Below are 17,271 nucleotides of genomic sequence, written 5' to 3' on the forward strand. Positions count from 1 at the left end.
GGCGGTCAGCGCATCCAGGCGCGGTACTCCATGACGTCCCCGGCGTGCACCCCGTACTCCGGATCGTCCCGGGTGAACGTGGTCTCCAGGCCGAGTACGGCACCGGTGGCCGGGTCCAGGATGAGCATCCGCCGCCCGCCGTCGCCCTTCCCGTCGTAGACGTACGCCTGCCCGGTGCGGCCCAGCCGGTCGGTGACCTGGCCGACCGGCTGCAGCCCCCGGGCGTCGGCGAACAGCTCGGCCAGGGCGGCGGACTCTCGCGCTCCCAGCGTCCAGTTGTCCAGCAACTCCTGGGTGGCGTCGAGCAGTCCGGCGGTGGTGCGGGGGTCGGTGTGGATCAGCTCGGCCAGGTAGGTGCGCAGCTTCGCCGGGTCGTGCGGCGGCGTCGACAGCGGCGGGGCGTCGCCCCACATCGGCGGGAAGGTGCGCCGGCTGAGCACCTGGCCGTCCTCGACCAGCCCGTCGTCGGTGAGCACGGACCGGCCCGGGTGCTCCGGGTCGGTCGCGACGACCACCTCGGTGTGACTGGCGTCCGCGCGCCAGCGCACCACCCGCTCCTCGGGCAGGGTGACGGGCGGCTCGTCGTCGCTCATGCCGAGGCTCCAGGACTGCACATGGGTGCCCTGGCGCAGCGCCGGGGACCCGTCCTGGGCCGCCACCGCGGCCAGTCCCGCGACCTGTGCGAGCGGTACGGGGGTGGAGTGGGCGCGGACGGTCAGCGGCCGGGGTGCGGCGACCGCGGGCGCGGTGCCGGAGCCGCCGAGCAGCACGGTCAGCGCGGTGGCGACCACCACGGCGGCCGCGGTCAGCCCCCAGACCGGTCGCGGCCGTGTCCAGGTCCGGCGTCCGGGGCGGGGGCCGTGCAGCAGCCGGTCGAGGTGGCGTTCGGCGGTGTGGTCCAGGGGGCCGTCGCCGAAGTGGGGGCCGCCGCCGGGCACCGGGTCGGCGGCGCGCAGCAGGTCGAGTTCGTCAGCCATGGCGGTGTTCCTCGGTGAGGGCCTCGGCGGCAGGGGGGCGCAGTCGGTCGATCTCGGCTCTGAGCCGGCGGCGGGCGCGGTGCAGCCGCATCGCCGCCGCGCGGCTGCCGCAGCCGAGGACCACGGCGACCTCGTCGACGCCCAGTTCCTCCCACGCGGTCAGCCGCAGCACCTCCTGGTCGGCCGGGGACAGCCGCAGCAGCGCCTCGTGCACCCAGGCGCCCGGCCGCTCGGTGTCCGGACCGGCCACGACGGACCGCCCGTGCGCGGTCTCGTCGTTGCCCAGCCGGTCCACCAGCCGGCGCCGTCGCCCGTACCCGCGTACCGCGTTGGCGAGGCAGTTGCGTGCCACGCCGTACAGCCAGGGCAGCGGGGCCGCCGGCAGATCGGCGCGGCGCCGCCAGGCCACCGTGAACACCTCCGCCACCACTTCCTCCACCTCGCTGGTCCGCCCGTCCAGTCGCCGCGCGACATAACGGCTGACCGCCCAGTAGTACTCGCGATAGGCAGCGGCGAAGATCTCGTCGTTGCTCATGTCCGTTTCTTGTCCGGCACCCTCCCGATCGTCACACCCTTCTCCGTGACGCTCGTCGCACCCGTCGAGTGTGACCGGTCCGTACCGCCCGGACACAGGCGGGGCATGAGGAACCTCAAGTGGCTCACGACCACGGATCACAAGACGATCGGAACGCTCTACCTGGTCACGGCGTTCTCGTTCTTCTGCGTGGGCGGAGCGATGGCCCTGCTGATGCGCGCCGAACTGGCCCGCCCGGGGCTGCAGATCATGTCGAACGAGCAGTTCAACCAGGCCTTCACCATGCACGGCACGATCATGCTGCTGATGTTCGCGACGCCGCTCTTCGCGGGCTTCGCCAACTGGATCATGCCGCTCCAGATCGGCGCCCCCGACGTGGCGTTCCCGCGCCTGAACATGCTGGCCTACTGGCTCTACCTGCTCGGGTCACTCATCGCGGTCGGCGGCTTCCTCACCCCGCAGGGCGCCGCCGACTTCGGCTGGTTCGCCTACGCCCCGCTCTCGGACGCGGTGCGCACCCCGGGCATCGGCGCCGACATGTGGATCATGGGGCTGGCCTTCTCCGGCTTCGGCACCATCCTCGGCGCGGTCAACTTCATCACCACGATCATCTGCATGCGCGCCCCCGGAATGACCATGTTCCGGATGCCGATCTTCGTCTGGAACGTGCTGCTGACCGCCGTCCTGGTCCTGCTCGCCTTCCCCGTCCTCGCCGCCGCGCTGTTCGCCCTGGAGGCGGACCGCAAGTTCGGCGCCCACGTCTTCGACGCGGCGAACGGCGGAGCACTGCTCTGGCAGCACCTCTTCTGGTTCTTCGGCCACCCGGAGGTGTACATCATCGCGCTGCCGTTCTTCGGCATCATCAGCGAGGTCGTCCCGGTCTTCTCCCGCAAGCCGATCTTCGGCTACATGGGCCTGGTCGCGGCGACCATCGCCATCGCCGGCCTGTCCGTCACCGTCTGGGCGCACCACATGTACGTCACCGGCGGCGTGCTCCTGCCCTTCTTCTCCTTCATGACCTTCCTCATCGCCGTCCCGACGGGCGTGAAGTTCTTCAACTGGATCGGCACCATGTGGCAGGGCTCGCTCTCCTTCGAGACCCCCATGCTCTGGGCCACCGGCTTCCTGGTGACATTCCTCTTCGGCGGCCTCACCGGAGTGATGCTCGCGTCCCCGCCCATCGACTTCAACATCTCCGACTCGTACTTCGTGGTGGCCCACTTCCACTACGTGGTCTTCGGTACGGTCGTCTTCGCGATGTTCTCCGGCTTCCACTTCTGGTGGCCCAAGTTCACCGGCAGGATGCTCGACGAACGCCTAGGCAAGATCACCTTCTGGACCCTCTTCATCGGCTTCCACGGCACCTTCCTCGTCCAGCACTGGCTGGGCGCCGAGGGCATGCAGCGCCGGATCCCCGACTACCTGGCCGTCGAGGGGTTCACCACCCTCAACACGATCTCGACGATCTTCTCGTTCCTGCTGGGATCGTCCCTGCTCCCGTTCTTCTACAACGTCTGGAAGACGGCGAAGTACGGCAAGAAGGTCGAGGTCGACGACCCGTGGGGCTACGGCCGTTCACTCGAATGGGCCACCTCCTGCCCACCGCCCCGCCACAACTTCACGTCCCTGCCCCGCATACGCAGCGAGTCCCCGGCCTTCGACGAGCGGGAGCCGATCACCCGATGACGGCACGTGAGGAGGAGCGAGCGCTGGTCGCCGAGATCGAGGGACATCTGCTCCTGGCCTCGGCCCAGGAGGAGTGCCGTGCGGCGGCAGCCAGGACGGCGGACCGGCTCGGCTGGCTGACGGACACGCAACGGGAGGATCTGGAACGCCAGTTGGAGACCGAGTACCTGGCCCTGTCCCGCACCTCCTGGCACCGTACGGCCGAGCGCGGCGAGGAACTGCGACGCGAGTACGAAGCCAGGTACCTCGCGCTGCGTCAGCGACTGCTGGCCGGCCTCGTCCTGTTCTGCGCCATCCTGACAGCAACCACACTACTGACGCTCACCGGATAGCGCCCCCGAAGGGGCGCGGGGAACTGCGCGACCAGCCACAATCCACCCGCGCCCAAGGAACTACCGCATCAACTCTGACTCCACTGCTGATTGGTCCCGCCATTGCAGGTCCACAGCACCAGCGAAGACCCGTTACTGGTCGCCGCCCCATACACGTCCAGGCACAACCCGGCATTGACGTTGGTGATCGTCCCGTCCGAGTTGACGTTCCACTTCTGGTTGTTCTGCCCGTTGCAGTCCCAGATCACGACCTTGGTGCCGTTGGTGGTGCCCTGGTTGTACGCGTCCAGGCACTTGTTGCCGTACACCACGAACTCCTTGCGGGAGGTGTACGTCCAGGCCTGGTTCTGGCCGCCGTTGCAGTCCCAGATCTCCGCCTGGGTGCCGTTGGTGATGGTGTTGTTGTAGATGTCGGCGCACCGGCTGGACTGCTTGCCCACGAGGAGCGTGCCGTTGGTGCCCGGTACCGGACTCACCGCGATCGAACCGAGCGTGGGCAGTGAACTCCCGCTGAAGGTCAGCGAGTTGCCCGATCCCTTGCTCAGGTCGACCTGTACCGAGACGGTGCCCTGCGAGGACCCGGTCGGCGGGAAGGAGACGGCCGTGGCGGTCTGGCCGTTGACCTGGAGCGTGCCGGTGACGGCGGTGGAGCCGGTGTTGGTGTAGGCGACGTCGACGACGCTCAGCCCGGTGCCGGCGGCGCTCACGCTCGTGTACTTGCCGGTGGAGGTGGCGCTGTAGCTCGTGCCGGACGCCTCCGTGCCGCCGCTGATCTTGAGCATCACCGAGCCGCCGGCCGGCACGCTGGCGGTGTAACTCGTACTGTACGAGCCGAGGTTCGACTGCGCCCACAGGTCGCGGACCGTCGCGGAGGCGCCGGTCAGGCCGAGGTCGGACCAGCGGGCGGTGATGTTCGCGGCGGAGGAGGTGCGGTTGAGCAGCACGACCGCGCGGTTGCCGGTGCCGGCGAGGACCTTGCTGTAGACCTGCAGACCGGTGGTGTCCTCGGCGACCTTGACGCCCTGCAGCCCGCGCGCGTCCTGGTCGACGGCGATGACGTCGGAGTTCTTCAGGATGGCGGCCGTCTCACTGGTCATCGTGGTGAGGTCGTTGCCGGCCAGCAGCGGGGCACCGGAGATCGCCCACAGGGCCATGTGGGTGCGGTTCTGGGCGGCCGTGAGACCGGACATGCCGACGGTGAGCATGTCGGGGTCGTTGTAGTAGCCGGTGTGCTGGGCGGCCGGGTGCAGGGTCTGGTCGAAGTTGGACAGGACGGCCGACTGGGACGCGGTGCCGCCGTAGTAGTAGATGTCCGTGCTGGTCCGCCACATGGGGGCGAGGCCCGTCGCCCAGTTCCAGGTGTTCTGGTAGCCCCAGTTGCAGATGGACAGGGTCAGCGGGCGGCCGGTGGTCGCGGCGGCCGTGCTGACGGCCGAGCTGATCGACTTGTAGGTGGTGGCCGCGTCCAGGCCCTCGGCGTCGCCGCCGCACCAGTCGACCTTCACGAAGTCGAAGCCCCACTGGGAGAACTGGAGCATGTCCTGGGCGTAGTGCCCCTCGCTGCCGGTGTTGGCGGCGGCGGGGCGGCCGGTCGGGTAGTAGTAGCCGCAGCCGTTGGCGCCCGCGTCGGTGTAGATGCCGGCCTTGAGGCCCTTGCTGTGGATGTAGTCGGCGATGGCGCTCATGCCGCCGGGCCACTCACTGGTGTCGACGGTGATGTTGCCGGAGCTGTCCCGGGTGCCCTGCCACCAGCCCTCGTCGATGTTGATGTACTTGTAGCCGGCGGCGGGCAGCCCGGCCGCGACGAACGCGTCGACCTGCGCTTTGATGACGTCGTAGTCGATCTTCGCCGCGAAGCTGTTCCAGGAGGCCCAGCCCATCGGGGCGGTGGGCACCGAGACCTGCGCCGCGGTCGCCGCCCGGGCCGGTCCCGGCGCGGCGAAGAGCAGCGCGGCGGCGGCCGTCAGGGCCAGGGCGAGGGCGCGTACGGCGGCGGCCCACAGGTGTCCTACGAGACCGCTGCCGGTCGATCTGGGGTGGGGGTACATGCGGCTCCTCCACGGGGGGTGCACGGGGGTGCACGAGGGTGTCCGACCCGAAACGTTCGCGATTTCGAACATGGATCGATGTTCCGAACATGTTGCGCGCCGAACGTAGAGCCGGCAGGGGGTTAAGTCAACGGTTGTGACAAGGGTGAACTCACCGCCGCCTTCAGGTCGTTCACCCCCTCCGGCGTCACCCCCCGGGCGTCCACCCCTCCGGCCGCAGGATCCCCACCAGCAACCGCACCAGTTCCTCGACGACGTCGTCCAGGCTCGCGTCCACCCACCCCGCGCTCCAGTCGTGCAGCAGGCCGTTGACGCTGCCGATGAACGCCGTGGCCGCCAGCCGGTAGTCGCGCGGTGCCGCGTCCCCCCGGGCGACCGCCGCGTTCGCCTCGGTGCATATCAGCTCCACCCACCGCGCCCGCCGCGCCAGCCGCTGCTCCTCCAGCCGGGGACTGACCCCGATGATCTCGACGAAGGCGATCCGGATGCGCCGGGGATCCGACGTCACGTCACGCGCGTACGCGCGGAAGAGCACCGTGACCCGTTCCACCAGCGGCAACGGCTCCGCCTCGGCGAACGCGGCCACCACCGCCCCCTCGGCCCACCCGTTGACCTCCAGGTGCAGGGCGGCGAGCACGTCCTCCAACGTGTGGAACTCCTCGTAGAACTGACGGGTCGACAGGCCCGCCGCCTGACTCAGCGCGGCGACTGTCGTGCCGCGAAATCCCGGTGTGTCGCCGAAGAGCTGGAGCGCCGCCTCCAGGAAGCGCCGGCGCCGCTCCGCCTTGCGTTCCTCGGCGGACCGCCCGCCGTACCGTCCCGTCGGTGCCTTGAGCCTGCCCGCCAAGACCGCCCCCTCCGTCGTCCGCCCGTTGGCCAATTTTGTCGTGTACGCCTCTTGTGAAGTAAGCCGCCCCCTCCTTACTTTTCAGTAAGTTCGTTGTGAACGCGCCCGTGTTCAGATTCAGCGACCCCTGCCTGCACGCGCGCTCCCACCCCCCCCATCAGAGGAGAGAGCACTCATGCCTGCCTTCAGACCCAGGCACCTTTGCTCCGTAGCCGCCGCCCTCGTCCTGACCGTCGCCGCACCCGCGACCGCCGCCACCGCCGCGACGGACGCCTCCCTGCGCGAGGTCCTGTTCGTCGGCAACAACTGGGACGGCACCGCGACCGTCCTGAACTCGACGGGCGACTTCGCCAAGGTCGGCCAGCTCAACGTCATCCCCGACAAGGACGCGCGGATCGCCGAGATCAACGCGGACCCGATCAAGTGGATCTACTACACGTCGATCCGCAACGAGGTCGGTCAGGGCCACGACCAGTACGTGGACGACATGTACTCCACGCCGGACGGCAGGTCCGTGGTGGTCTCGCGGCCGAGCTTCGCCGACGTCGTCTCCATCGACCTGGCCACCGACAAGATCAACTGGCGGTTCCCGGTGGCCGGTTACCGTGCCGACCACATGGCCGTCTCCCCCGACGGCACCAAGGTCGCGGTCTCGGCGTCCACCGCGAACAAGGTGCAGGTGCTGGACATCAACACCGGTAAGGAGCTGGGCGAGTTCGACACCGGCGACAAGCCGCACGAGAACGTCTTCAGCCCCGACGGGAAGTACATCTGGAACATGGCGATCGGCGAGGTCACCACCTCGCTCGACGACCCGATCTGGGACTGGACCAAGGGCGACCGCCACATCACCGTCGCGGACGCCACCACCTACAAGCAGGTCAAGACGATCGACATGCGGGCCCGGCTGGACGCGATCGGCCTGACGGACTTCTCGGACGCGGTACGGCCCGCGGCCTTCACCCCCGACTGGTCGAAGATGTACTTCCAGGTGTCGTTCTTCAACGGCTTCCTGGAGTACGACATCGCCACCGACAAGATCACCCGGGTGAAGACCCTGCCGGCGAACCCGGCGACCAGCACGGACCGCACCACCTGGCTCCTGGACTCCCGGCACCACGGCATCTCGATGAAGCCGGACGGCACCAAGCTGTGCGTCGCCGGGACGATGGACAACTACGCGACCGTGGTGGACCGGGCCACCCTGCAGGAGGGTCCGCTGGTCACCGCGTCCACCCCGTACTGGGCGACGGTCAGCGGTGACGGCAAGGACTGCATCATCTCGGAGGCGGGCGCCGACCAGGTGACGGCCATCGACTTCGGCACCGGCCTGAAGGTGACCTCGGTCCCGGTCGGCGACCACCCGCAGCGCGTCCGGCTCGGCCATGTGCAGGCCGACTGGACCGGTGCGACCGGGAGTTGACGAAGGGTCGGACACTTCGGCCTCCGGGATGCATGGCACCCCGGAGGCCGAAGCCCTGCCCGGACCACTCAGAACTTCGCCGCCACCCAGGCGGCCAGTTCCGCCTTGGCCGCGTTCAGCAGGGTGGTGCTCGGCGAGGTGGTCCCGTTGGTCACCAGCGCGTAGTGCAGCACGCCGGAGTCCGAGTCGGTGAGCAGCAGTCGGCGGCTGCCCGTCCCACCCGGTTCGGCCGCGACACCGACAGGGGTCGAGGACGTGTACGACGGGGGTGCGTAGGCCGTGCCCAGGTCGGAGACCACGGTGGTGGACGCGGTCGCGAAGGAGGCCGGCAGATGGAGATCGGTCGGTGCGGTGGCACTGCTGGAGCGCCAGACCTGGACGGCGTACTGACCGGAGCCGACCAGCGCGGACACGTTCGGCAGCGAGCTGGGCACCGGGTTCCAGGTCAGGGTCGTCGAGCCGTCCCGGGAGCGGTCCTCGTAGGTGAAGGCGAGGGTGGTGCCGGAGGTGGCGCCCGGGTAGATCCGGTCGAGCAGCCGGGCGTCCTGACGGAGCGTCACCGTGCCGCTGTCGGTCATGTTGACGGCCGACAGGTCCTCGTCGTTCCAGGCGTCGCCCGAGGTGAGGACCTTGCTGGCGTTGTCGTTCATCAGCTCGTGGTGCCGTCCGTTGTAGATGTCCCACTGCCACTGCGTGCCGGACAGGACCGGGCCGGAGGTCGCCGGGGTCGACCACCAGTTGGCCCCGGAGAGGCGGGAGTCGAGGGCCTGGTACATGGCCTTGTCGACGGTGGGCGCCTTGCCGGCGGTGGTGCCGGACAGCGGGTGCCCGAACTCGCTGACGACCGCGGTGGTCCCGGTGGCCGAGGCGCGGTCGCGGATGGTGCCGAAGTCGGTGGAGTACTGGCCGTCGGCGGCGTTGCCCCACATCAGGATGCCGGAGATGGCCTTCTGGTCGTAGAAGTGGGTGTTGAAGACGTACCGCGAGCCGAGGGTGCCGACGTCGAGCAGGCCGCCCTCCTGGTTGGTGACGTTGCCGTTCCAGTAGAGGTTGGGCTCGATGAGCGCGGGCTTGCTGGTCCAGCCCGCCGCGTCCATCCGGGCCCGGAACTTCTGGTAGAAGGGCCAGAGCCGGTTCTGCTCCCAGGTGCGGGAGGTCTCGCCGGAGTCGTAGGAACCGGCGTACGGCTCGTTGTACGGGTCGAAGCCGACCACGCCCGCGAACTCGTCGGACGTCAGGTGCTGGGCCAGGTAGGTCATGGTGGTCTGGGCGGTGGCCAGGAAGTAGTCCTGGAGGCCGTAGTTGTTGTGCCAGAAGTCGTACTGGGCTTCCTGGACGGCCGCGTTCTGGGTGATGTTCTGGCCCCAGAAGAGGCAGATGCCGCACGACTCGGTCGGATAACTCCCCAGCGCCACGGCCCACTTGGGGGCGCCGTCGCCGGTGTACCAGCTGCCGGAGTTGAACAGGTACCGGGAGTACAGGTCCTGGTGGAAGTCGGGGAAGACGCGGATGCCGGCGTCGAGGAACGCCTGCATCTGCGCGGTGACGGCGGCCAGGTAGGTGGTGGAGACCTGCCCCTGGGCGGGTTCGGCGTGCGCCCAGGAGAGCAGGAAGCGCACGGCGTTGCCGCCGCCGAGGGCGCGCAGCGCGGTCGCGGACTTCTTCGCGTCGGCGACGGAGGCGAACGGCAGGCCGCTGTTCTCCTCCAGCTTGGTCTCGCCGGAGACGTTGTAGCCGCGCAGCACGACCTCACGGCCCTGGCCGTCGACGAAACGGCCGTTCTGGACGGTGAGCGAGGTGCCGTCGAACCAGAGGGAGTCGGACGGGGTGGCCGCGGCGGCGGACGGAGCGCCCGCCACCGCGAGGAATCCGCAGAGGACGACCAGGACAACGATCAAACGCGCCCGGATAGTGGTCATGTTCATTACAGTCCGGTGATTTCCGGACACCGTCAATACTTCTGACTCATGAGTAAGTTGAATACCTGTCCGGCACTTGTCACTCAGCCGCCCACTCGACCGGTCACGTTCAACAGGTACTCCCTGCGGTTGAGCGGGTTGTGGTCGGTGCGCGCGCGTTCGGGGACCGGGCCGCGCGCCAGGGGCGCGTAGTGGTCGAAGGCGCTCTCCAGCTCGCCCTCGCCCCGGGTCAGCCCCGGCAGCAGCTGCTCCAGCCGGTGCACCCGGGCGGCCGGTACCACGCCCTCCAGAACGCCGAGCCGCCCCTGCGTCCTGGTGTCCCGGGGCAGCGCGCCGAGCCGGGTGAGCACCGGCAGCAGCGCGCCCAGCGTGTCCGCCGGGGCCTCCAGCCGGAACCGGTGCATCGGCTCGTGCACCCGGGTGCCGGCCCGCCGCAGCGCCTCGGTCAGCACGAGCGGGGTCAGCCCCCGGAAGTCCTGTCCGGTGCTGGACATGCTCTTGTCGAAGCCCTGGTGGGCATGGCTCTGCCGGGGCGAGTAGCCGGAGTGGGTCATGGTCACCGTGCAGTCCGGGATCCGCCAGCCGTGCAGCCCCTGGCCGAGCGTCTCGCGCACGGTGTCCTCGACGGCCTTGAAGAAGGCGTACGGCATCGAGCCCAGCTCCACCTCCAGCCGGAAGCCGACGCCCGTGCCGGGCGGGGCCGGCTCCACCCGCAGGCCGACCGTCGCCAGGAAGGGGTTGCCGTCCTTCTTGTTGAACTCGACGGCGGCGCCAGTGCCGGTGAGCCGTTCGACGCAGATGGTCGTGGTCTCCCGGAAGCCGACGTCGAGGCCGTACTCCTCGGCGAGGGTCGCCTGGACGACCTCCTTCTGCACCTCGCCGTAGAGGGAGACGGAGGTCTCCTGCCGCACCTCGTCGTGCCGGACGTCGATCAGCGGGTCCTGCTCGGCGAGCTGGGTGAGCGCGACATGCAGGGAGCGCCGGTCGGTGCCGGGCCCGGGGACGACGACGGTCTCCAAGGTCGGGGGCGCGAAGTGGTGCTCGTACGCGCGTCCGGGCAGGCCGAGCGCGTCACCGATCCGTACCCCGCCGAGCCCCCACACCTTGACGATCCGCCCGGCCCCGGCACCGTCCTGCCGGAGCTCACCACCCCGGTCGAACACGGCGAGCCCGGTGACCCGGCCCTCCACCGAGCCACCGCCGACGACCCGCCGGCCGACGGGGCGGCGACCGGCTTGCCCATCGGCGGGGCGGCGACCGGCTTGCCCATCGGCGGGGCGGCCACCGACCTGCCCATCAGCGCGGTGGAGACCGGCCCGCCCATCGACGCGCCGGAGACCGGCCTGCCCGTCGCCACGGGCTCCGTCATCGTCCCCCGAAGGGACGACTCCGCCATCGTCCCCCGCACGGACGGCTCCGACAGGGCGCCGCTCGTGGACGGCCTCGGCCCGGCCTGCCTCGCGCCGCCCCACTCCCCGATGCTCCTCGCGCCGACCCACGCCCCGATGCTCCTCGCGCCGACCCGCGACCCGATGCGTCTCGCCTTCGTCATGCCCCTCGGCGATCCGGTCGTCCGGGCGGGTCTCGGCCGCCAGGGCATCCCCGCGAGTCTCGGCCACCAGGCCCTCCACGCGGGTCTCGACCGCCCTGGCATCCCCGCAAGACTCGGCCACCAGGCCCTCCACGCGGGTCTCGACCGCCCTGGCATCCCCGCGAGTCTCGGCCTCCAGGACCTCCCCGCGGGCCCCGGCGCCGCCGCCTTCCTCGTGGTCGCCCCCGAACGGGACCCGCTCACGCACCCGCAGCGTGCCGGAGTGGATCCGCGCGTAGGCGATCTTCTCTCCCGCCGGGCCCCGTTCCACCTTGAAGACGGTGGCGGACAGCGGTCCCGCCGGATCGCCGTCGGCCGCGGGCAGCAGCCGTTCGAGGCCCGCGATCAGCTCGGGCACCCCGGCGCCCGTGACGGCGGAGCCGAAGTAGACCGGATGGACCAGGGCCCGCCGGGTCTGGTCGGCGAGGGCGGCGCGCAGCCGGGCGTCGGGGACCCCGCCGTCCAGGTAGGCGGCGAGCAGGTCGTCGTCGTGGTCGGCGAGCGCGTCCAGCGCGGCCGGGCCGAGGCCGGGGACGAAGCGGGCGGTGCGCGTGCCGAGCGCGGCGGCGCGCCCCATCGGGACGAGCGGGACGGCGAGCCTGCGGGCCAGCCCGTGGAGGACGGCCCCGTCGCGGGCGCCCCGCCGGTCGATCTTGTTGACGAAGACCAGCGTGGGGATGCGCAGCCGCCGCAGGGTCCGCATCAGCACCCGGGTCTGCGCCTGGACACCCTCCACGGCCGAGACGACGAGCACCGCGCCGTCCAGCACACCGAGGACGCGTTCCACCTCGGCGATGAAGTCCGGGTGTCCCGGGGTGTCGATGAGGTTGACGGTGACCCCGTCGAGCGGGAAGGACACCACGGCGGACTTGATGGTGATGCCGCGCCGCCGCTCCAGGGCGAGGGTGTCGGTGCTGGTGTTTCCGTCGTCGACGCTGCCGAGCTCGTCGATGACCCCGGCCGTGTACAGCAGCCGTTCGGTCAGGCTGGTCTTACCGGCGTCGACATGCGCGAGAATTCCGAGATTGAGCAGGTGCACTGAGCGTGATGTCCTTCGGCATGAGGGGGGTTCCTTCCTGGCCTTCCTGGGTGGACATGCACGCAGCGCGCATCGGTGGTCCTCTCTCGGTGACGTCGGGTCGGGAGCAGTGCAGCAGGACCGCCCGCTCGACAGCAATGGATTAATGCTCAACGAAACCCCTGCCGCAGCACTCGCCGCCTCCAGGGCCCGGCCATAGAGTGACCTACATCACGCCACTGTGACGCCTTTGCTGCGTTTCCCGCCGTTTCCCTCACTCCTGCCCGCACGGCCTGGAGGGCACATGACCCACATCAAGCTGAACGTGGACGGCACGCCCTACGAGGACGAGGTGGAACCCCGTCTGCTGCTGGCCCACTACCTGCGCGACCGCCTCGGCCTGACCGGCACCCCGATCGGCTGCGACACCTCGAACTGCGGCGCGTGCACGGTCGACCTGGACGGGGAGACCGTCAAGAGCTGCTCGGTCCTCGCCGTCCAGGCGGACGGCGGCGCGGTGACCACCGTGCAGGGGCTGGCGAAGGACGGGGAGTGGACGACGCTGCAGCACGCCTTCCACGAACGGCACGGTCTGCAGTGCGGCTACTGCACCCCGGGGATGATCATGGCGGCCCGTGATCTGCTGCGCGAGAACCCGCACCCCACCTCGGACGAGGTCCGGGAGGCCCTGGAGGGCAACCTGTGCCGGTGCACCGGCTACCAGAACATCGTCCGCGCGGTGCTCGCCGCCTCCGGGCAGTCCGTACCCGAGGAGGCCACGGCATGACCGATCAGGCCGTCGAACACGAGGTCGGGCGGGCCCGGCTGCGCAAGGAGGACGCCCGGCTGATCACCGGCCAGACCAACTGGACCGACAACATCCAGGTCGCCGGACTGCTCCACCTGGCCGTGCTGCGCAGCCCGATGGCGCACGCCCGCGTCACCCGGGTCGACGTCTCCCCCGCCCTCGAACGCCCCGGTGTCGTTGCCGCGTTCAGCGGCGCCGACCTCGCCGAGGGCCTGGGCTCCCTGCCCTGCGCCTGGCCGGTGACCGAGGACATCGTGCTGCCGGACCACCCGCCGGTCGCCGTGGACGAGGTCCGCCACGCCGGCGACCCGGTGGCCGTCGTCGTGGCCCGCGACCGGTACGCGGCGGCCGACGCGCTGGAGGCGATCGAGGTCGACTACGACCCGCTGCCCCCGGTCCTCGACCTGGAGGCCGCGCTCGCCGACGACGCCCCGCTGGTCCACTCCGACAAGGGCACCAACCGCTGCTACACCTGGCCGCTCGCCACCGGCGAGGACTTCGACTCGGTACGGCGGCGCGCCGAGGTGACCGTCAAGCGCCGCTACCACCAGCAGCGGCTGATCCCGAACGCCATGGAGCCGCGCGCGGTCGTCGTCACGCCGATCGCCGCCTCCGGCGAGTACACGGTCTACTCGGCGACCCAGATCCCGCACATCCTGCGGATCATGCTGGCGACGGTCACCGGCATCCCCGAGCAGAAGCTCCGCGTGATCGCCCCGGACGTGGGCGGCGGCTTCGGCTCCAAGCTCCAGGTCTACGGCGAGGAGGCCCTGGCCCTCGCGGTCGCCCGCAGGCTGGGCCGCCCGGTGAAGTGGACCGAGTCCCGCTCCGAGGGCTACCTCGCCACCCACCACGGCCGCGGCATGATCCAGGACATCGAGATCGCCGCCACCCGTGAGGGGAAGCTGCTCGGCCTGAAGGTGGACCTGCTCGCCGACATGGGCGCCTACCTGATGCTCGTCACCCCGGGCATCCCGATCCTCGGCGCCTTCATGTACCCGGCCATCTACAAGATGGACGCCTACGACTTCACCTGCACCGGCGTCTTCACCACCCGCACGCCCACCGACGCCTACCGCGGCGCCGGACGCCCGGAGGCGACCTTCGCCATCGAGCGGATCATGGACGAGCTGGCCGCCGAACTCGGCCTGGACCCGGTGGAGTTGCGGCGCCGGAACTGGATCCGGCACGAGGAGTTCCCGTACACCACCATCGCCGGGCTGACCTACGACAGCGGCAACTACGAGGCGGCCACCGACAAGGCCCTCGCCCTGTTCGGGTACGACGACCTGCGCGCCGAGCAGCAGAAGCGCAACGAGCGCGGCGACACCGTACGCCTCGGCATCGGCGTGTCCACGTTCACGGAGATGTGCGGGCTGGCCCCGAGCCGGGTGCTGCGCGACCTGCGGTACGCGGCCGGCGGCTGGGAGGCGGCGAGCATCCGCATGCTGCCCACCGGCAAGGTCGAGGTGGTCACCGGCACCAGTCCGCACGGGCAGGGGCACGTGACCTGCTGGAGCCAGATCGCGGCCGACGTGCTCGGGGTGCCGTTCGACGACGTCGAGGTGGTGCACGGCGACACCCTGGCCGCTCCGCAGGGCATGGACACCTACGGTTCGCGGTCGCTGGCGGTCGGCGGCGAGGCCGTGCACCGGGCGGCGACGAAGGTGGTCGCCAAGGCCCGCAAGGTCGCCGCGCATCTGCTGGAGGCGAGCGAGCAGGACCTGGAGTTCACGGACGGCGTGTTCTCCGTGAAGGGCTCGCCGGAGGCCCGCAAGACCATCCAGGAGATCGCCTTCGAGACGTTCACCGGCCACGACCTGCCGGACGGCGTCGAACCGTCCATCAACGCCGAGACCGTGGTCGACCCGGAGAACTTCTCCTACCCGCACGGCACCCACCTGTGCGCGGTCGAGGTGGACACGGAGACCGGGCGGACCCGGATCAGGTCGTACGTCTGCGTCGACGACGTCGGCCATGTCGTCAACCCGATGATCGTCGAGGGCCAGGTGCACGGCGGTCTCGCGCAGGGCATCGCGCAGGCGCTGTACGAGGAGGCCGTGTACGACGACGAGGGCAACCTCGTCTCCGGGACCATGGCCGACTACCTGGTGCCGTCGGCGGTGGACCTGCCGGACTTCGTGACCGACCGGACGGAGACCCCGGCGTCCTCGAACGCCCTGGGCGTCAAGGGGGTCGGCGAGGCCGGCACGATCGCGTCGACGCCGGCGGTGGTCAACGCCGTGGTGGACGCGCTGCGGCCGCTGGGTGTGACGGATGTGCGGATGCCCTGCACCCCGGAGCGGGTGTGGCGCGCGGTGAAGGAGGCGTCGGCATGATTCCCCCGGCATTCGAGTACGCCCGTCCGGCGAGCGTCGACGAGGCGGTGCGCGCGCTCGCCGACGCGGGCGAGGAGGCGAAGGTGCTGGCCGGCGGGCAGAGCCTGCTGCCGTTGCTGCGGCTGCGGCTGGCCTTCCCCGAGCTGGTCGTGGACGTCGGGCGGATCCCGGAGCTGCGCGGGGTCCGCGAGGACGGCGACGCGCTCGTCATCGGCGCGCTGACCACGCATCACGACGTCGTCCGCGATCCGCTGGTCCGCCGCCACGCGGGTCTGCTGGCCGCGGCGACGGCCACGGTCGCCGACCCCGCCGTACGGCACCGGGGCACCCTCGGCGGCTCGCTCGCGCACGCCGACCCGGCCGGGGACCTGCCCGCCGTGGCGCTGGCCCTGGACGCCGAGCTGGTCGCCGCCGGACCGGGCGGCCGGCGCACGATCCCGGCCCGCGACTTCTTCCTCGACTACCTCACCACCGCGCTCGCCCCCGACGAACTGCTGGTGGAGGTGCGGGTGCCGAAGCGGGACGGCTGGGGCTTCCACTACGAGAAGTTCCAGCGGGTCGCGCAGGCCTGGGCGATCGTCGGCGTGGCGGCACTGGTGCGGCGCGACGACGGGCACATCGCCGAGGCGCGGATCGGGCTCACCAACATGGGGTCGACCCCGCTGCGGGCCACGGCCGCCGAGGAGGCCCTTGCGGGTGCCGACGGCCCCGGGGCGGTGGCCCGGGCCGCGGAGGCGGCGGCCGAGGGCACCCGGCCGTCCCAGGACCTGTCGGGCTCGCCCGAGTACCGGGAGCACCTCGCACGGGTGCTGACCCGGCGGGCGGTGCTGACGGCCGCCGGAATGGGGTGAGCGCCGATCACCCGCGTGGACGACCCGGAGCAGGTACGGGCCCGCCTGGAGCAGACGGGGTACCTCGTCGACGAAGGGCTGGCCGTCACCTGCTTCCTGGCCCTGAGACTGCACCGGCCGCTGTTCTGCGAGGGCGACGCGGGCGTGGGCAAGACCGCGCTCGCCTCCGCCCTGGCCGAGACGCTCGGCGCGCCGCTGATCCGGCTCCAGTGCCATGAGGGCATCGACGCCTCCCAGGCCCTGTACGACTGGGACTTCCCGCGCCAGCTGCTGCACCTGCGGGCCGCCGAGGCGGCCGGCGTCACGGACGCCGACCGGCTGGAGAGCGAGCTGTACGACCGCCGTTTCCTGATCGCCCGCCCCCTGCTGCTGGCCCTGCAGCAGCATCCCGCGGTCCTGCTGGTCGACGAGATCGACCGCGCGGACGACGAGTTCGAGGCGTTCCTGCTGGAACTGCTCTCCGAGTACTCGGTCACGATCCCCGAGCTCGGCACGCTGCGGGCGGAGGTGCCGCCGGTGGTCGTGCTCACCTCGAACCGGACCCGCGAGGTGCACGACGCCCTGAAGCGGCGCTGCCTCTACCACTGGTTCGACCACCCCACCTTCGCCCGTGAACTGGCCATCGTGCGCACCCGGTTGCCGAAGGTGTCGGCGCGGCTGGCCGAGCAGGTGACCGCGCTGGTGCAGGCGCTGCGCGGCGCGGACCTGCTCAAGCCGCCGGGCGTGGCGGAGACGATCGACTGGGCGGAGGCCCTGGACGCGCTGGGCGCGAGCGAGGTGGACACGGAGCTGGCCGTGGCCACGCTGGGGTCGGTGCTCAAGTACCGGGAGGACGCGGACCGGGCCCGGGGGCTCGATCTCGCGGCGATCCTGTCGGCCCGGGGCGGGTGACCGGGC

13 protein-coding genes are annotated in these 17,271 nt (G+C 70.8%); 7 read left to right on the plus strand and 6 right to left on the minus strand.

The window, feature by feature from the left end:
* Positions 1-5: 5 nt before the first annotated feature.
* Positions 6-977, minus strand: a complete 972-nt coding sequence (locus ACIPSJ_RS21225) for a CU044_5270 family protein (RefSeq protein WP_401347715.1) — start codon at positions 975-977, stop codon at positions 6-8.
* Positions 970-1,512 carry an RNA polymerase sigma factor gene (locus ACIPSJ_RS21230; RefSeq protein ID WP_401347718.1) on the minus strand — a complete coding sequence of 181 codons (543 nt, stop codon included), beginning with the start codon at positions 1,510-1,512 and terminating at the stop codon, positions 970-972. The genes ACIPSJ_RS21225 and ACIPSJ_RS21230 overlap by 8 nt, the downstream gene beginning before the upstream one ends.
* A gap of 105 nt (positions 1,513-1,617) precedes the next feature.
* On the opposite strand from ACIPSJ_RS21230, the gene ctaD reads away from it, so the two are divergent.
* Entirely contained in the window at positions 1,618-3,198 is a 1,581-nt protein-coding gene (gene ctaD, locus ACIPSJ_RS21235; RefSeq protein WP_401347721.1) for a cytochrome c oxidase subunit I, read from the plus strand.
* Positions 3,195-3,530 (plus strand): hypothetical protein, encoded by a 336-nt coding sequence (locus ACIPSJ_RS21240; RefSeq protein WP_359216521.1) that lies wholly within the window; start codon positions 3,195-3,197, stop codon positions 3,528-3,530. Before ctaD ends, ACIPSJ_RS21240 begins: the two co-directional genes overlap by 4 nt.
* Before the next feature lie 68 nt (positions 3,531-3,598).
* Here the strand turns inward: ACIPSJ_RS21240 and ACIPSJ_RS21245 are convergent, their stop codons facing one another.
* Together ACIPSJ_RS21245 and ACIPSJ_RS21250 are read right to left on the minus strand one after the other, a co-directional pair.
* The gene (locus ACIPSJ_RS21245) at positions 3,599-5,578 is read right to left on the minus strand and encodes a ricin-type beta-trefoil lectin domain protein (protein ID WP_359216523.1); all 1,980 of its coding nucleotides are present in this window, start codon (positions 5,576-5,578) and stop codon (positions 3,599-3,601) included.
* A gap of 187 nt (positions 5,579-5,765) precedes the next feature.
* Positions 5,766-6,425 (minus strand): TetR/AcrR family transcriptional regulator, encoded by a 660-nt coding sequence (locus ACIPSJ_RS21250; RefSeq protein ID WP_401347725.1) that lies wholly within the window; start codon positions 6,423-6,425, stop codon positions 5,766-5,768.
* Between the two features lie 175 nt (positions 6,426-6,600).
* Between ACIPSJ_RS21250 and ACIPSJ_RS21255 the strand changes: the two genes are divergently transcribed.
* Complete coding sequence (locus tag ACIPSJ_RS21255; protein ID WP_359216529.1) at positions 6,601-7,848, plus strand: YncE family protein; 1,248 nt, start codon at positions 6,601-6,603, stop codon at positions 7,846-7,848.
* A gap of 68 nt (positions 7,849-7,916) precedes the next feature.
* Here ACIPSJ_RS21255 and ACIPSJ_RS21260 read toward each other — a convergent pair whose 3' ends face one another.
* Together ACIPSJ_RS21260 and ACIPSJ_RS21265 are read right to left on the minus strand one after the other, a co-directional pair.
* Positions 7,917-9,773 carry a cellulase family glycosylhydrolase gene (locus ACIPSJ_RS21260; protein WP_401347728.1) on the minus strand — a complete coding sequence of 619 codons (1,857 nt, stop codon included), beginning with the start codon at positions 9,771-9,773 and terminating at the stop codon, positions 7,917-7,919.
* 77 nt (positions 9,774-9,850) lie between these two features.
* The gene (locus tag ACIPSJ_RS21265) at positions 9,851-12,397 is read right to left on the minus strand and encodes a GTP-binding protein (RefSeq protein ID WP_401347731.1); all 2,547 of its coding nucleotides are present in this window, start codon (positions 12,395-12,397) and stop codon (positions 9,851-9,853) included.
* Positions 12,398-12,680: 283 nt separating this feature from the next.
* Here ACIPSJ_RS21265 and ACIPSJ_RS21270 point away from each other — a divergent pair, with 283 nt between their 5' ends.
* The 4 genes from ACIPSJ_RS21270 to ACIPSJ_RS21285 are packed head-to-tail and all read left to right on the plus strand — an operon-like array spanning position 12,681 to position 17,265.
* Positions 12,681-13,163 carry a (2Fe-2S)-binding protein gene (locus ACIPSJ_RS21270; protein ID WP_401347733.1) on the plus strand — a complete coding sequence of 161 codons (483 nt, stop codon included), beginning with the start codon at positions 12,681-12,683 and terminating at the stop codon, positions 13,161-13,163.
* On the plus strand, positions 13,160-15,523 hold the full coding sequence (locus ACIPSJ_RS21275) for a xanthine dehydrogenase family protein molybdopterin-binding subunit (RefSeq protein WP_401347735.1): 2,364 nt from the start codon (positions 13,160-13,162) through the stop codon (positions 15,521-15,523). The genes ACIPSJ_RS21270 and ACIPSJ_RS21275 overlap by 4 nt, the downstream gene beginning before the upstream one ends.
* Complete coding sequence (locus ACIPSJ_RS21280) at positions 15,520-16,374, plus strand: xanthine dehydrogenase family protein subunit M (RefSeq protein ID WP_359216544.1); 855 nt, start codon at positions 15,520-15,522, stop codon at positions 16,372-16,374. Before ACIPSJ_RS21275 ends, ACIPSJ_RS21280 begins: the two co-directional genes overlap by 4 nt.
* Positions 16,375-16,389: 15 nt before the next feature.
* On the plus strand, positions 16,390-17,265 hold the full coding sequence (locus ACIPSJ_RS21285) for a MoxR family ATPase (protein WP_359216547.1): 876 nt from the start codon (positions 16,390-16,392) through the stop codon (positions 17,263-17,265).
* Positions 17,266-17,271: the final 6 nt, after the last annotated feature.

It is taken from the genome of Streptomyces sp. NPDC090088 (assembly GCF_044747345.1).
Taxonomy (GTDB): domain Bacteria; phylum Actinomycetota; class Actinomycetes; order Streptomycetales; family Streptomycetaceae; genus Streptomyces.

Coding starts and splice junctions, on each gene's coding strand:
- ACIPSJ_RS21225 (WP_401347715.1), bottom strand. CDS start 977: ATGGCTGACGAACTCGACCTGCTGCGCGCCGCCGACCCGGTGCCCGGC.
- ACIPSJ_RS21230 (WP_401347718.1), bottom strand. CDS start 1,512: ATGAGCAACGACGAGATCTTCGCCGCTGCCTATCGCGAGTACTACTGG.
- ctaD (WP_401347721.1), top strand. CDS start 1,618: ATGAGGAACCTCAAGTGGCTCACGACCACGGATCACAAGACGATCGGA.
- ACIPSJ_RS21240 (WP_359216521.1), top strand. CDS start 3,195: ATGACGGCACGTGAGGAGGAGCGAGCGCTGGTCGCCGAGATCGAGGGA.
- ACIPSJ_RS21245 (WP_359216523.1), bottom strand. CDS start 5,578: ATGTACCCCCACCCCAGATCGACCGGCAGCGGTCTCGTAGGACACCTG.
- ACIPSJ_RS21255 (WP_359216529.1), top strand. CDS start 6,601: ATGCCTGCCTTCAGACCCAGGCACCTTTGCTCCGTAGCCGCCGCCCTC.
- ACIPSJ_RS21260 (WP_401347728.1), bottom strand. CDS start 9,773: ATGAACATGACCACTATCCGGGCGCGTTTGATCGTTGTCCTGGTCGTC.
- ACIPSJ_RS21270 (WP_401347733.1), top strand. CDS start 12,681: ATGACCCACATCAAGCTGAACGTGGACGGCACGCCCTACGAGGACGAG.
- ACIPSJ_RS21275 (WP_401347735.1), top strand. CDS start 13,160: ATGACCGATCAGGCCGTCGAACACGAGGTCGGGCGGGCCCGGCTGCGC.
- ACIPSJ_RS21280 (WP_359216544.1), top strand. CDS start 15,520: ATGATTCCCCCGGCATTCGAGTACGCCCGTCCGGCGAGCGTCGACGAG.